This window comes from Sinomicrobium weinanense, assembly GCF_018863395.1.
In the GTDB taxonomy this organism is placed as follows: Bacteria; Bacteroidota; Bacteroidia; order Flavobacteriales; family Flavobacteriaceae; genus Sinomicrobium; species Sinomicrobium weinanense.
This window is the reverse complement of record NZ_JAHKRR010000002.1, coordinates 765,299-779,451: the sequence shown is the minus strand read 5'-3', so window position 1 is coordinate 779,451 and position 14,153 is coordinate 765,299. Positions and strand designations below refer to the sequence as shown.

Here is a 14,153-nt window from a genome sequence, read left to right as displayed (position 1 = left end):
ATCAAAGCTCATACGGTCCCCTGTTTTTTTTCGAAGTGAGTTTGTCCGGAACAGGTCAGCTATCGGGGAGCAGTAAGGGCGGCAGGGACGGATAGGAATACGGGTGGTTTCATCTAATACCTAATGCAATGAGAGTTAAGACGCAATCTGTGAATTTTAATGCGGATGGAAAATTGGTGGATTTCATTCAGAAAAGAATGGATAAGCTGGACAATTATTACGACAGGATCGTATCTTCCGATGTTTATTTGAAAGTGGAGAATACCAGTGCAAAAGAAAACAAGATGGTAGAAGTAAAAGTCCATGTGCCAGGTGATGAGTTTATAGTGAAAAAACAGTGTAAGACATTTGAAGAGGGGATAGATACCGCGGCAGGTTCGTTAGAGAGGGTGTTGTTAAAACGGAAAGAGAAACTCAGGGCGTATATATAGACAAAAAATTCAGAAAAAATGTTTTGAATAAAAAAATAAATATATACATTTGCAGTCCGTTAGAAATAACGGGCTTTTTTTATTGTTTTCAGGCCTTTGTGGGCCGGCTCCGGAAGGCAGTTAAAGCGGGGAGATACTCAAGCGGCCAACGAGGACAGACTGTAAATCTGTTGGTTTTTACCTTCGCAGGTTCGAATCCTGCTCTCCCCACAAAGTTTTCAAATAAGCCGGCGTCAAAAGCCGGTAGGTTTTTGTAAGGCGGCGTTTTGAAAACTTTGAGTAAGGGGCACCCTTACGGATCACCGAGCGATAGTGAGGTAATCCTGGTTGTTCTGAAGAAGCTGACATCAAAAAGCCGGTAGGTTTTTGTAAGGCGGCGTTTTGAAAACTTTGAGTAAGGGGCACCCTTGCGGATCACCGAGCGATAGTGAGGTAATCCTGGTGTCCTGAAAAAGCCGGTATCAAAATTCAGGGCTTTCATAGAGTGATGTTTGGGGTTCTGTATAAGAGATGTTCTTGCGGGTTGTAAGTGATTTGTTGTTCTGTGAAAAAAAATGGAATTTTGAAACTAAAATTAAATAAGCGGGAGTAGCTCAGTTGGTAGAGCGTCAGCCTTCCAAGCTGAATGTCGCGAGTTCGAACCTCGTCTCCCGCTCAAGAAAGTAAACGTGTTTATGTTTCGTAAATTGTTTGCTTGGAAAGAGCAAGGTGAGAAATTTACCCTGAGTATAGCCGAAGGGAATCTCGTCTCCCGCTCAAAAAGTGTTCGGTATTTAAAGTTCAGGGTTTTCTTCTGAAGCCCAACTTTGAACTTTAAACCTTGAGCATTGAATCAAATCATGCCGACGTAGCTCAGGGGTAGAGCGTTTCCTTGGTAAGGAAGAGGTCACGGGTTCAAATCCCGTCGTTGGCTCACGGAGAACTTAAATTTGAACACTAATATATAACTAAGATTAAATTATTACATCATGGCAAAGGAAACTTTTGATCGTTCCAAACCGCACTTGAATATTGGTACTATTGGACACGTGGATCACGGTAAAACAACTTTAACCGCTGCTATTACTAAAGTTTTGGCGGATGCCGGTTTTTCTGAAGCAAGAAGCTTTGATCAGATTGATAACGCTCCGGAAGAAAAAGAAAGAGGTATTACAATTAATACATCTCACGTAGAATATCAAACAGCTAACCGTCACTACGCGCACGTTGACTGTCCTGGTCACGCCGACTATGTAAAGAACATGGTTACCGGTGCTGCTCAGATGGATGGAGCTATCCTCGTTGTTGCTGCTACGGATGGTCCTATGCCGCAAACTCGTGAGCACATCCTTCTTGGACGTCAGGTAGGTGTGCCGAGAATTGTAGTGTTCCTGAACAAAGTGGATTTGGTAGATGATGAAGAGTTGTTGGAGTTAGTAGATATGGAAGTTAGAGATCTGTTGAGCTTTTACGAGTACGACGGAGATAACGGGCCTGTAATCCAGGGATCTGCTCTCGGGGCTCTTAATGGAGAGCAAAAGTGGGTAGATACAGTTTTAGAGCTTATGGAAGCTGTAGATAGCTGGATCGAGTTGCCTCAAAGGGATGTGGATAAGGACTTCCTTATGCCTATCGAAGATGTGTTTACTATTACAGGACGTGGTACTGTGGCTACCGGACGTATTGAGACCGGAGTTGCCAAGACCGGAGATGCTGTAGATATTATTGGTATGGGTGCGGAGAAATTGACTTCTACTATTACTGGGGTTGAGATGTTCCGTAAAATACTCGACAGAGGTGAGGCCGGAGATAACGTAGGTCTGTTGCTGAGGGGTATTGAAAAAACTCAGATCAGAAGAGGTATGGTAATTTGTAAGCCTGGTTCTGTGACTCCTCACACTAAATTTAAGGCTGAGGTATACGTTCTGAAAAAAGAAGAAGGTGGTCGTCACACTCCGTTCCACAACAACTATCGTCCTCAGTTCTACCTGAGAACTACTGACGTAACAGGAACTATTACACTGCCAGAAGGGGTAGAGATGGTGATGCCTGGTGATAACCTTACGATCACTGTTGATCTGATCAACCCTGTAGCTTGTAGTGTAGGTCTGCGTTTCGCTATCCGTGAAGGTGGTAGAACCGTAGGTGCCGGTCAGGTTACTGAAATACTCGACTAATATTCCAGTCGAAAAATTATAAAATCAAAGCCGGAAGATGCCTTTTTTGATTTAGGACCTTCCGGCTTTACCAACGGGTGTAGTTCAAGGGTAGAATAGCGGTCTCCAAAACCGTTGATGGGAGTTCGAATCTCTCCACCCGTGCTAAGAGAAAAAAAGATGACAATAATAGGTTATATAAAAGAGTCGTTTACAGAGTTAAAAAACAATGTTACCTGGCCAAGCTGGGCCGAAGGGCAAAGGCTGATGGTTGTGGTGGCAACTTTTTCTATGTTGTTTTCTTTGGCTATATGGGGAGTAGATACTGTTTTCGGTGAACTTATTAAGCTGTATTACGCTAATTTTAGTTAACTAGATTGCAATGGCAGAAGCGTTAGTCAAAAAGTGGTATGTGGTAAGAGCGGTGAGCGGTCAGGAGAACAAGGTGAAATCTTATATTGAAAATGAGATAGCGCGCCTTGGATATTCCGATTATGTGGATGAAGTGCTCGTGCCTACCGAAAAGGTAGTCCAGATACGTAATGGAAAGAAAGTAAATAAAGAAAGAGTTTATTTTCCCGGATATGTTATGGTCAAGGCCAACCTGGGAGGGGAAATAGCTCATATTATAAAGTCGATTACCGGTGTTATAGGCTTTCTCGGTGAAGTTAAGGGCGGAGATCCTGTGCCTTTGCGTAAGTCTGAAGTGAACCGTATGCTTGGAAAAGTGGACGAGTTATCGGTAAAGACAGACAATGTGGTTATACCTTATTCCGTGGGCGAGACAGTCAAAGTAATAGATGGTCCTTTTAACGGCTTTAACGGTACGGTCGAAAAAGTAAATGAAGAAAAGCGTAAGCTGGAAGTGATGGTGAAGATATTCGGTCGTAAAACTCCACTCGAGCTCAGCTATATGCAGGTAGAGAAGATTTAAAGTGTTACATATATAAATAGGAGTGTCTTTTGCTTCCTTTAGTGAGGCGCTTCCGAGATTAAATTCTGAACAATGGCAAAAGAAGTAAGTAAAGTAGTTAAACTACAAGTTAGGGGAGGTGCTGCGAATCCGTCGCCACCGGTTGGACCCGCTTTAGGTGCTGCCGGAGTTAACATCATGGAGTTCTGTAAGCAGTTTAATGCGCGTACACAGGACAAAGCGGGCAAAGTATTGCCTGTTGTTATCACGGTATACAAAGATAAGTCGTTCGACTTTATTGTAAAGACACCGCCGGCGGCAGTTCAATTGAAGGAAGCGGCTAAGATTAAAAGTGGTTCCGGAGAACCTAACCGTAAAAAAGTGGCAAGCATTACCTGGGATCAGGTAAAAGCTATTGCCGAAGACAAGATGCAGGATCTCAATGCATTTACCGTAGAGTCTGCCATGAGCATGGTAGCTGGTACTGCGAGGTCTATGGGATTAACGGTTACAGGTGAGAGGCCTTTTTAAATCTTAAAAGACAAGGAAAATGGCAAAATTGACGAAAAAGCAAAAAGAAGCTGTAGCTAAAATAGACAAGAATAAGCTGTATTCGGTAAATGAGGCTTCCGCTTTAATAAAGGAGATAACCAATGTAAAATTTGATGCATCGGTTGATATCGCCGTAAGGCTGGGTGTTGACCCTCGTAAAGCCAATCAAATGGTACGAGGCGTGGTAACACTTCCTCATGGTACAGGTAAAGATGTAAAGGTTCTGGCGCTGGTAACTCCGGATAAGGAAGCCGAAGCCAAGGAAGCCGGTGCGGACTATGTAGGCCTGGACGAATATCTGCAAAAGATAAAAGACGGTTGGACCGACGTTGACGTGATCATCACCATGCCGAGCGTTATGGGTAAACTCGGACCCCTGGGACGTATTCTCGGACCCCGCGGACTGATGCCTAACCCGAAGACCGGTACGGTAACCATGGATGTGGCTAAAGCCGTAGGCGAAGTAAAAGCCGGTAAGATCGACTTTAAGGTAGACAAGACCGGAATCGTACATACTGCGATAGCCAAGGCCTCATTCACTCCGGAGAAGATCGCCGGAAACGCGAATGAGCTGATTCAAACTCTAATAAAATTAAAACCAACTGCAGCTAAAGGTACTTATATTAAGAGTATTCATTTGTCTAGCACAATGAGTCCCAGTGTACCTGTAGACCCTAAGGCAGTTTAATTTGGTAGTTAATAATTCTTTTAATCATGACGAGAGAAGAAAAAGCAACGGTAATAAGTGATTTAACTGCACAGTTGGCGGATAATGTCAATATCTACCTCGCAGATATATCAGGTTTGGATGCGGCAACTACCTCTAATTTGCGTAGGGCGTGTTTTAAAGCTAATGTAAAACTTGCAGTGGTAAAAAACACATTGCTTGCCAAAGCAATGGAGGCTTCTGATAAAGACTTTGGCGAATTGCCTTCTACTTTAAAAGGCAACACTTCGCTGATGTTTTCTGAAACAGGTAATGCGCCTGCCAAGTTGATCAAGGATTTCCGTAAAAAATCGGAAAAACCCTTGCTGAAAGGTGCATTTATCGAAGAGGCAATCTATATCGGAGATGAGCAACTGGATGCGCTGGTAAGCATCAAGTCCAAAGAAGAAGTTATCGGAGATATTATCGGACTGTTGCAATCGCCTGCTAAAAATGTTATTTCCGGACTTAAATCAGGTGGCGGAAAACTGGCAGGTATCCTCAAGACTTTATCAGAAAAGGAATAAGTACGCACTTAAAAACAATTATATTTTAAAATTCTAAAAACGATAGAAATGGCAGATTTGAAAGATTTTGCAGAACAATTGGTTAACTTAACAGTAAAAGAAGTAAACGAGTTAGCTGACATACTGAAAGAAGAATACGGCATTGAGCCTGCTGCTGCTGCAGTAGCTGTTGCTGGTGGCGCTGCTGCCGGAGGTGGAGAAGCTGCTGAAGAAAAGTCTGAATTTGACGTAATCCTTAAAGCTGCAGGCGGATCTAAACTGGCAGTTGTAAAGCTGGTTAAAGAACTTACCGGTCTCGGACTTAAAGAAGCTAAAGAGATCGTTGATAGCGCTCCTAAAGCGATTAAAGAAGGAATTGCTAAAGACGAAGCAGAAGGAATCAAATCTTCTTTGGAAGAAGCCGGAGCAGAGGTTGAGCTTAAATAAGTTCGCCGTGCTTTAAAGCCTTGGTTTAGGTCTTTTCGCCCTGCGCGAATTAGGCCTAAACCCTTTTGCATATGAGGTGTATTCTGTTTTTAAAGGTTACAGGTTTTAAGTTACAGGTTGCGGGTTTATTTGAGTAACAACCTATAACCGAAACCTGCAACTTGCAACCTGAAACTTTGAATCCCATATGCCTTGATATTACTTTTATTTAATCAAAATTTTGTCCATTGATGTTCACAAATCAGACTGAAAGAATAAGTTTCGCCTCGGCCAAGAACACCCCGGACTATCCGGATTTCTTGGACATTCAGATCAAGTCGTTCCAGGACTTCTTCCAGCTGGAAACTAAATCTGAAGAAAGAGGACGTGAAGGGTTGTACAACACCTTCATGGAAAACTTCCCGATTACTGATACACGCAATCAGTTTGTATTAGAGTTTTTAGATTATTTTGTGGACCCTCCCAGGTATACCATTCAGGAATGTATTGAAAGAGGGTTAACGTATAGTGTTCCTTTGAAAGCCAGATTGAAACTGTATTGTACCGATCCGGAACACGAGGACTTTGAGACCATAGTGCAGGACGTTTACCTGGGCACCATTCCTTATATGACCCCGAGTGGAACCTTCGTTATCAATGGAGCGGAAAGAGTTGTAGTTTCGCAGTTGCACCGTTCCCCCGGAGTATTCTTTGGACAATCTTTCCACGCCAACGGAACCAAACTTTATTCTGCCAGGGTAATCCCGTTCAAAGGGTCCTGGATAGAATTTGCCACCGATATCAACAGCGTGATGTACGCGTACATCGACAGAAAGAAAAAATTACCGGTGACTACCCTGTTCCGGGCCATAGGTTTTGAAAGGGATAAAGATATCCTCGAAATATTCGACCTGGCCGAGGAAGTGAAAGTGTCTAAGACCGGGCTCAAAAAAGTACTGGGCAGAAAGCTCGCCGCAAGGGTGCTGAACACATGGCACGAGGATTTCGTAGATGAAGATACCGGCGAAGTAGTTTCTATCGAGCGTAACGAGATCGTGCTCGACAGGGACACCGTACTCGAAAAAGACCATATAGAAGAGATTATCGATGCAGATGTAAAAACCATCCTCCTGCACAAGGAAGACAGCCAGACTGCAGACTACGCGATAATTCACAATACACTGCAAAAAGACCCTACCAACTCCGAAAAAGAGGCGGTAGAGCATATATACAGACAACTGCGTAACGCGGAACCGCCCGATGAGGAGACCGCACGTGGTATCATAGACAAACTGTTCTTCTCCGATCAGCGATACAATCTCGGTGAAGTGGGACGGTACAGGATGAACAAGAAGCTGGGTCTCAATATCGATATGGAGAAACAGATCCTCACCAAGGAAGATATCATCACTATCATTAAATACCTGATAGAGCTGATAAGCGCCAAGGCCGAGGTGGATGATATCGATCACCTGTCTAACAGGCGTGTGAGAACAGTTGGAGAACAATTGTCTGCACAGTTCGGCGTAGGTCTGGCCCGTATGGCAAGGACCATTCGCGAACGGATGAACGTAAGGGACAACGAGGTGTTTACCCCGATAGACCTTATCAATGCCAAGACCCTGTCTTCAGTGATCAATTCTTTCTTCGGTACCAATCAGTTGTCCCAGTTTATGGACCAGACCAACCCGTTGGCCGAAATTACACACAAAAGACGTTTGTCTGCACTCGGACCGGGCGGACTTTCCAGGGAGAGAGCAGGATTCGAGGTTCGTGATGTTCACTATACACACTACGGACGCCTTTGCCCCATCGAAACACCCGAAGGGCCGAATATCGGTCTGATCTCCTCGCTGAGCGTTTTCGCGAAGGTAAATAACATGGGCTTCATTGAAACCCCTTACCGCAAAGTAGAGAACGGAAAAGTAGATGTTTCCGAATACGGGTATTTGAGTGCGGAAGAAGAAGAAGAAAAACTCATCGCACAAGCGAATATCCCCCTGGACGAGGATGGCACTATACTAAAAGACAAGGTTATTGCACGTGAAGAAGGCGATTTCCCGGTAGTAGACCCGGCCCAGGTGCACTACACCGACGTAGCGCCCAATCAGATCGCGTCTATATCCGCATCGCTAATCCCGTTCCTGGAACACGATGATGCGAACCGTGCCCTCATGGGATCTAACATGATGCGCCAGGCTGTTCCTATTTTAAGGCCCGAAGCACCGGTGGTAGGTACCGGACTGGAAAGAAGAGTAGCCTCTGATTCCAGGGTGCTGATCAATGCCGAAGGCGATGGTGAGGTAGAATATGTAGATGCCCAGAAGATCACCATTAAATACGACAGAACAGAAGAAGATAGACTGGTAAGTTTTGACAATGATTCCAAGACTTACGAACTCATCAAGTTCAGAAAAACAAACCAGGGGACTTCCATAAACCTGAAACCTATCGTTAAAAAGGGGGACAGGGTTGCCAAAGGGCAGGTACTTTGTGAAGGATACGCCACCCAACAGGGCGAACTTGCCCTTGGAAGGAACATGCAGGTGGCCTTCATGCCCTGGAAAGGATATAACTTTGAGGATGCGATAGTGATCTCCGAAAAAGTGGTAAGGGAAGATATCTTTACCTCTATCCATATCGACGAGTACTCTCTCGAAGTAAGGGATACCAAACTCGGAGCGGAAGAGCTTACCAACGACATCCCGAACGTTTCCGAAGAAGCTACAAAAGATCTCGATGAACAGGGAATGATAAGGATCGGTGCCGAAGTAAAACCCGGTGACATCCTTATCGGTAAGATCACACCTAAGGGAGAATCAGACCCGACACCGGAAGAAAAGCTGTTAAGAGCTATCTTCGGAGATAAGGCCGGGGACGTAAAAGATGCTTCTCTCAAGGCTTCTCCTTCACTGAGAGGTGTGGTTATTGACAAAAAACTGTTTGCCAGAGCGCTTAAAGATAAACGCAAAAGAGCAAAAGATAAAGAGGATATCGCCAAACTCGAGTTGGAATACAACACCAAGTTCGAGGACCTGAAGAGTGTACTGGTGGAAAAACTGTTTACCCTCGTAAACGGAAAAACATCACAAGGGGTATTGAACGACCTCGGCGAGGAAGTATTGCCGAAAGGGAAGAAATACACCCTGAAAATGCTCAACGGGGTGGACGATTTTGCTCACCTCGTAGGCGGAACCTGGACGACAGACGATCATACCAATGCACTGATCGCCGATCTGCTGCACAATTACAAGATCAAACTGAATGACCTTCAGGGAGCATTGCGAAGAGACAAGTTTACCATTTCCGTAGGAGATGAACTTCCTGCCGGTATTATGAAACTGGCCAAGATCTACATCGCTAAGAAACGTAAACTGAAAGTGGGAGACAAGATGGCCGGTCGCCACGGTAACAAAGGTATTGTGGCCCGTATCGTTCGCCAGGAAGATATGCCTTTCCTCGAAGACGGTACACCGGTAGACATCGTGCTCAACCCACTGGGGGTACCTTCGCGTATGAACATTGGCCAGATCTACGAAACCGTACTCGGATGGGCAGGTAAAAAACTCGGTAAGAAGTTTGCAACGCCTATTTTCGACGGAGCTTCGCTGGATGAGATCAACAAATATACTGACGAAGCCGGGGTGCCGAGATTCGGACATACCCACCTCTATGACGGAGGCACAGGAGAACGTTTTGACCAGGCTGCGACCGTAGGAGTTATCTACATGATAAAACTCGGCCACATGATCGACGATAAGATGCACGCCCGTTCTATCGGACCTTACTCGCTGATCACACAGCAACCGCTCGGTGGTAAAGCACAGTTTGGAGGACAACGTTTCGGAGAGATGGAAGTATGGGCTCTGGAAGCCTACGGAGCATCCAGCACACTGAGGGAGATCCTCACCGTGAAGTCTGACGATGTGATCGGAAGGGCCAAGACTTACGAATCTATCGTAAAAGGAGAGGCCATGCCGGAACCCGGACTGCCCGAATCCTTCAATGTATTGATGCACGAACTCAAAGGCCTGGGACTCGACATCAGGCTGGAGGAATAATTGATATCACGGAGACCGGCAGGTGGTTCACAGACCATCCGCCGGAAACCCGTACCAAATTACACTTAATTCATTATCACCATACATCATGGCTAGAGGAAAAGATAAGAATACAGTAACGAGATTTAACAAGATCTCCATTGGCCTGGCATCACCGGAGTCTATCCTGGCGGAGTCCCGCGGAGAGGTTTTAAAGCCGGAAACCATCAACTACCGGACCCATAAACCGGAACGTGACGGGTTGTTTTGCGAACGGATCTTCGGTCCGGTCAAGGATTATGAATGTGCCTGTGGAAAATACAAGAGGATCAGGTATAAAGGCATTGTATGCGACCGGTGTGGTGTTGAAGTTACCGAGAAAAAAGTACGAAGGGACCGCGTTGGGCACATCAACCTCGTAGTTCCTATTGCACATATATGGTATTTCAGGTCCCTGCCCAACAAGATAGGGTACCTGCTGGGACTGCCTTCCAAGAAGCTCGATATGATCATCTATTACGAGCGCTATGTGGTTATACAGCCCGGGAATGCCAAGAACGCGGAAGGGGAACCCGTACAGTCAATGGATTTCCTCACCGAAGAAGAATATCTGAACATACTGGACAGCCTTCCGCAGGACAACCAGTACCTGGAAGACACCGACCCCAACAAGTTCATTGCCAAAATGGGGGCAGAGTGTATCATAGAACTGCTGAACAGGATAGACCTGGACGCTTTGTCCTATGACCTGCGCCATAAGGCCAATAACGAAACTTCAAAACAAAGAAAGACCGAAGCCCTCAAAAGGCTGCAGGTCGTGGAAGCCTTCCGTGAGGCCCAGCAAAACAGGGAGAACAAACCCGAATGGATGATCCTGAAAGTAATCCCTGTAATTCCGCCGGAACTGCGGCCGCTGGTACCCCTGGACGGAGGACGTTTTGCCACATCCGACCTGAATGACCTGTACCGAAGGGTAATCATAAGGAATAACCGTCTGAAAAGACTGATGGAGATCAAAGCGCCCGAAGTAATCCTCCGTAACGAAAAGAGGATGCTCCAGGAATCTGTGGACTCCCTGTTCGACAATACCCGTAAGTCTTCTGCGGTGAAGACCGAGTCAAACAGGCCGCTGAAATCCCTGTCCGACTCCCTTAAAGGAAAGCAGGGACGTTTCCGTCAGAACCTCCTCGGTAAACGTGTGGACTATTCTGCACGTTCTGTGATCGTTGTAGGTCCGGAATTGAGAATGTACGAGTGCGGTCTGCCGAAAGACATGGCAGCGGAAATATACAAGCCTTTCGTAATCCGTAAGCTGATCGAAAGGGGTATTGTAAAGACCGTAAAATCCGCCAAGAAGATCATAGACAGAAAAGAACCCGTGGTTTGGGATATCCTGGACAACGTTATCAAAGGCCACCCGGTATTACTCAACCGGGCTCCTACGCTGCACAGGCTGGGTATTCAGGCCTTCCAGCCCAAACTGATAGAAGGAAAGGCCATTCAGCTGCACCCGCTGGCCTGTACCGCATTCAACGCCGACTTTGATGGTGACCAGATGGCGGTACACCTGCCGCTGGGCCCCGAGGCCATACTCGAAGCACAGTTACTGATGCTGGCTTCTCATAATATCCTGAACCCTGCCAATGGTTCGCCGATCACCGTACCTTCACAGGATATGGTACTCGGACTGTACTATATGACCAAGGAACGAAGGAGTACTCCGGAAGAACCCGTAAAAGGAGAAGGGCTCACCTTCTACTCTCCGGAAGAGGTGATCATTGCCTATAATGAGAAAAAAGTGGACCTCAATGCCATCGTTAAGGTAAGGACAAAAGATTTTAATGAAGATAGGGAACTGGTCAACCAGATCATAGAAACCACCGTAGGGAGGATACTGTTCAATGAAGTAGTCCCTGAAGAGGCAGGCTACATCAATACGGTACTTACCAAGAAGTCACTGCGTGACATTATCGGTTACGTACTGAAAGTGACCAATGTGCCTGCTACGGCGGACTTTCTGGATAAAATAAAGAATACCGGGTACAGGATGGCATTCCAGGGAGGACTGTCGTTCAGCCTTGGAGATATTATTATCCCGAAAGAAAAACACCAGATGATCGGTGAGGCCAATGAGCAGGTAGAAGGCATTATGATGAACTACAACATGGGTCTGATCACCAATAACGAACGTTATAACCAGGTGATCGATGTGTGGACATCAACCAATGCCATGCTTACCGAACTTGCCATGAAGCGTATCCGTGAGGACAAGCAAGGCTTTAACTCCGTGTACATGATGCTCGACTCCGGAGCGAGGGGATCCAAAGAACAGATCCGACAGCTTACCGGAATGCGTGGTTTGATGGCCAAGCCGAAGAAATCTACGGCAGGAGGAGGGGAGATTATTGAAAACCCCATCCTGTCCAACTTTAAAGAAGGACTTTCCATCCTGGAATACTTTATCTCCACTCACGGTGCGCGTAAAGGTCTTGCCGATACCGCCCTGAAAACGGCCGATGCCGGTTATCTGACCCGTCGTCTGGTGGATGTTTCCCAGGATGTCATTATCAATACCGAGGATTGCGGTACCCTGAGAGGTGTGGAAGTAGAAGCCCTCAAAAAGAACGAGGAGGTTGTGGAGTCGCTCGGGGAAAGGATACTCGGACGTGTATCGCTGAACGATGTTTACGATCCGCTCACCGAAGAACTACTCGTAAGTTCGGGCGAAGAGATCACCGAAGAGATGGTGAAAAAGATAGACGCATCTCCGCTGGAACGTATGGAAGTACGCTCTGCCCTGACCTGTGAAGCCAAACAAGGTATCTGTGCCAAATGTTACGGCCGTAACCTGGCCACCGGGAAAATGGTACAAAGAGGAGAATCCGTTGGTGTTATCGCAGCACAGTCTATCGGGGAGCCCGGTACACAGTTAACACTGCGTACCTTCCACGTAGGAGGTATTGCCGGGAACATTTCTGAAGAGAACAAGTTGCTGGCCAAATTCGACGGTGTAGCTACGATAGAAGACCTCAAGATCGTAAAGAGCGAGAACTCGGAAGGAGAGAAAGTCGACGTTGTGATATCCCGAACCTCGGAGGTGAAGATCACCGATAAAAAGACCGGTATCGTATTGAGTACCAATAACATTCCTTATGGATCACAGATATTCATCAAGGATGGACAAAAGATAAGCAAGGATGATGTAATCTGCCAGTGGGATCCCTATAATGGGGTGATCATTTCCGAATTTTCCGGAAGCATCGTTTACGAAAATATAGAACAGGGAATTACCTATCAGGTAGAGATCGACGAACAGACCGGATTCCAGGAAAAAGTGATCTCCGAATCCAGGAACAAGAAACTCATTCCTACGCTGCTTATTAAAGGCAGTAAAGGAGAGACCCTGCGTTCGTACAACTTACCCGTAGGAGCCCACATCATGGTAGACGACGGTGAAAAGATCAAAGAAGGTAAGGTTCTGGTTAAGATACCGCGTAAATCGGCCAAGGCCGGGGATATTACCGGTGGTCTGCCCAGGGTTACCGAGCTTTTCGAAGCACGGAACCCCTCAAACCCTGCCGTTGTTTCCGAGATCGACGGTGTAGTGTCGTTCGGTAAGATAAAACGTGGTAACCGCGAGATCATTGTCGAGTCCAAACTGGGAGAATTGAAGAAGTATCTCGTAAAACTTTCAAACCAGATCCTAGTACAGGAAAACGACTTTGTAAGGGCCGGAATGCCTCTGTCTGACGGTTCTGTGACACCCGAAGATATACTCAAGATCAAAGGGCCGTCTGCCGTTCAGCAATACCTGGTTAACGAAGTACAGGAAGTCTACCGTCTACAGGGTGTGAAGATCAATGACAAACACTTTGAAGTGGTTGTCCGTCAGATGATGCGTAAGGTTAGGATCAACGATCCCGGAGATACCATCTTCCTCGAAGGACAGCTCGTTCATAAAGACGACTTTATCGAAGAGAACGACGAACTGTTCGGTAAGAAAGTTGTTGAAGATGCAGGAGACTCTACCGCACTCAAACCCGGCCAGATCATTACATTGCGTCAGCTCAGGGATGAAAATTCTATCCTCAAAAGGGCAGACAAGAAGCTGGTTGTGGCCAGGGATGTGGTCCCGGCTACCGCTTCACCGGTACTCCAGGGTATTACCAGAGCATCGTTGCAAACCAAGTCGTTCATCTCGGCCGCTTCATTCCAGGAAACCACCAAGGTACTGAACGAAGCAGCAGTGAACGGTAAAGTAGATACACTGGAAGGCCTGAAGGAAAACGTGATCGTTGGTCACAAGATCCCAGCAGGAACAGGTATGCGCGACTATGACAACATCATCGTAGGCTCTAAAGAAGAGTACGATGAAATAATGAGCAATAAGAAAGAAGCAAGTCTTTATTAATTTAAGGGCCAAAGTTCAAGGTTCAAGGTTTGA

Annotated in this window: 11 protein-coding genes and 4 tRNA genes; 14 read left to right on the top strand and 1 reads right to left on the bottom strand. The window is 46.2% G+C overall.

Going from position 1 to position 14,153, the window contains the following annotated elements; genetic code table 11:
* The first annotated feature begins 128 nt into the window (after window positions 1–128).
* Window positions 129–431, top strand: coding sequence for a ribosome hibernation-promoting factor, HPF/YfiA family (gene hpf, locus KN811_RS08855; RefSeq protein ID WP_187965642.1), 303 nt, complete (start codon window positions 129–131; stop codon window positions 429–431).
* A gap of 127 nt (window positions 432–558) precedes the next feature.
* Window positions 559–641, top strand: a tRNA-Tyr gene (locus KN811_RS08850).
* An 82-nt stretch (window positions 642–723) separates the two neighbouring features.
* On the opposite strand, the gene KN811_RS08845 is transcribed toward KN811_RS08850, so the two are convergent.
* The gene (locus KN811_RS08845; protein ID WP_187965641.1) at window positions 724–912 is read right to left on the bottom strand and encodes a hypothetical protein; all 189 of its coding nucleotides are present in this window, start codon (window positions 910–912) and stop codon (window positions 724–726) included.
* A 101-nt stretch (window positions 913–1,013) separates the two neighbouring features.
* Between KN811_RS08845 and KN811_RS08840 the strand changes: the two genes are divergently transcribed.
* The 12 genes from KN811_RS08840 to rpoC all read left to right on the top strand — a co-directional run bounded on the left by KN811_RS08840 (window position 1,014) and on the right by rpoC (window position 14,120).
* Window positions 1,014–1,086 (top strand) — tRNA-Gly (locus tag KN811_RS08840).
* Window positions 1,087–1,272: 186 nt separating this feature from the next.
* Window positions 1,273–1,344, top strand: a tRNA-Thr gene (locus KN811_RS08835).
* A 55-nt stretch (window positions 1,345–1,399) separates the two neighbouring features.
* A complete protein-coding gene (tuf, locus tag KN811_RS08830) occupies window positions 1,400–2,587 on the top strand; it encodes an elongation factor Tu (protein WP_187965640.1) in 1,188 nt (395 codons plus the stop codon).
* 73 nt (window positions 2,588–2,660) lie between these two features.
* Window positions 2,661–2,731 (top strand) — tRNA-Trp (locus tag KN811_RS08825).
* A 15-nt stretch (window positions 2,732–2,746) separates the two neighbouring features.
* The gene (secE, locus tag KN811_RS08820; RefSeq protein ID WP_247716437.1) at window positions 2,747–2,938 is read left to right on the top strand and encodes a preprotein translocase subunit SecE; all 192 of its coding nucleotides are present in this window, start codon (window positions 2,747–2,749) and stop codon (window positions 2,936–2,938) included.
* Between the two features lie 10 nt (window positions 2,939–2,948).
* Window positions 2,949–3,500 carry a transcription termination/antitermination protein NusG gene (nusG, locus tag KN811_RS08815; RefSeq protein WP_187965638.1) on the top strand — a complete coding sequence of 184 codons (552 nt, stop codon included), beginning with the start codon at window positions 2,949–2,951 and terminating at the stop codon, window positions 3,498–3,500.
* Between the two features lie 72 nt (window positions 3,501–3,572).
* A complete protein-coding gene (gene rplK, locus KN811_RS08810) occupies window positions 3,573–4,010 on the top strand; it encodes a 50S ribosomal protein L11 (RefSeq protein ID WP_187965637.1) in 438 nt (145 codons plus the stop codon).
* Between the two features lie 19 nt (window positions 4,011–4,029).
* Window positions 4,030–4,719: a 50S ribosomal protein L1 gene (gene rplA / locus KN811_RS08805; RefSeq protein WP_187965636.1), complete on the top strand. Its 690-nt coding sequence runs from the start codon at window positions 4,030–4,032 to the stop codon at window positions 4,717–4,719.
* A gap of 26 nt (window positions 4,720–4,745) precedes the next feature.
* On the top strand, window positions 4,746–5,264 hold the full coding sequence (rplJ, locus tag KN811_RS08800) for a 50S ribosomal protein L10 (protein WP_187965635.1): 519 nt from the start codon (window positions 4,746–4,748) through the stop codon (window positions 5,262–5,264).
* Window positions 5,265–5,312: 48 nt separating this feature from the next.
* Window positions 5,313–5,690: a 50S ribosomal protein L7/L12 gene (gene rplL, locus KN811_RS08795; RefSeq protein WP_187965634.1), complete on the top strand. Its 378-nt coding sequence runs from the start codon at window positions 5,313–5,315 to the stop codon at window positions 5,688–5,690.
* Between the two features lie 230 nt (window positions 5,691–5,920).
* Window positions 5,921–9,730, top strand: coding sequence for a DNA-directed RNA polymerase subunit beta (gene rpoB, locus KN811_RS08790; RefSeq protein WP_216334783.1), 3,810 nt, complete (start codon window positions 5,921–5,923; stop codon window positions 9,728–9,730).
* An 88-nt stretch (window positions 9,731–9,818) separates the two neighbouring features.
* Window positions 9,819–14,120, top strand: coding sequence for a DNA-directed RNA polymerase subunit beta' (rpoC, locus tag KN811_RS08785; protein WP_216334782.1), 4,302 nt, complete (start codon window positions 9,819–9,821; stop codon window positions 14,118–14,120).
* Window positions 14,121–14,153 lie beyond the last annotated feature (33 nt).

Bases quoted from the DNA above. Each gene is read 5' to 3' on its own strand.
- rplL (WP_187965634.1), top strand. From the start codon at position 5,313: ATGGCAGATTTGAAAGATTTTGCAGAACAATTGGTTAACTTAACAGTA.
- rplA (WP_187965636.1), top strand. From the start codon at position 4,030: ATGGCAAAATTGACGAAAAAGCAAAAAGAAGCTGTAGCTAAAATAGAC.
- secE (WP_247716437.1), top strand. From the start codon at position 2,747: ATGACAATAATAGGTTATATAAAAGAGTCGTTTACAGAGTTAAAAAAC.
- rplK (WP_187965637.1), top strand. From the start codon at position 3,573: ATGGCAAAAGAAGTAAGTAAAGTAGTTAAACTACAAGTTAGGGGAGGT.
- hpf (WP_187965642.1), top strand. From the start codon at position 129: ATGAGAGTTAAGACGCAATCTGTGAATTTTAATGCGGATGGAAAATTG.
- tuf (WP_187965640.1), top strand. From the start codon at position 1,400: ATGGCAAAGGAAACTTTTGATCGTTCCAAACCGCACTTGAATATTGGT.
- KN811_RS08845 (WP_187965641.1), bottom strand. From the start codon at position 912: ATGAAAGCCCTGAATTTTGATACCGGCTTTTTCAGGACACCAGGATTA.
- rpoB (WP_216334783.1), top strand. From the start codon at position 5,921: ATGTTCACAAATCAGACTGAAAGAATAAGTTTCGCCTCGGCCAAGAAC.
- rpoC (WP_216334782.1), top strand. From the start codon at position 9,819: ATGGCTAGAGGAAAAGATAAGAATACAGTAACGAGATTTAACAAGATC.
- nusG (WP_187965638.1), top strand. From the start codon at position 2,949: ATGGCAGAAGCGTTAGTCAAAAAGTGGTATGTGGTAAGAGCGGTGAGC.
- rplJ (WP_187965635.1), top strand. From the start codon at position 4,746: ATGACGAGAGAAGAAAAAGCAACGGTAATAAGTGATTTAACTGCACAG.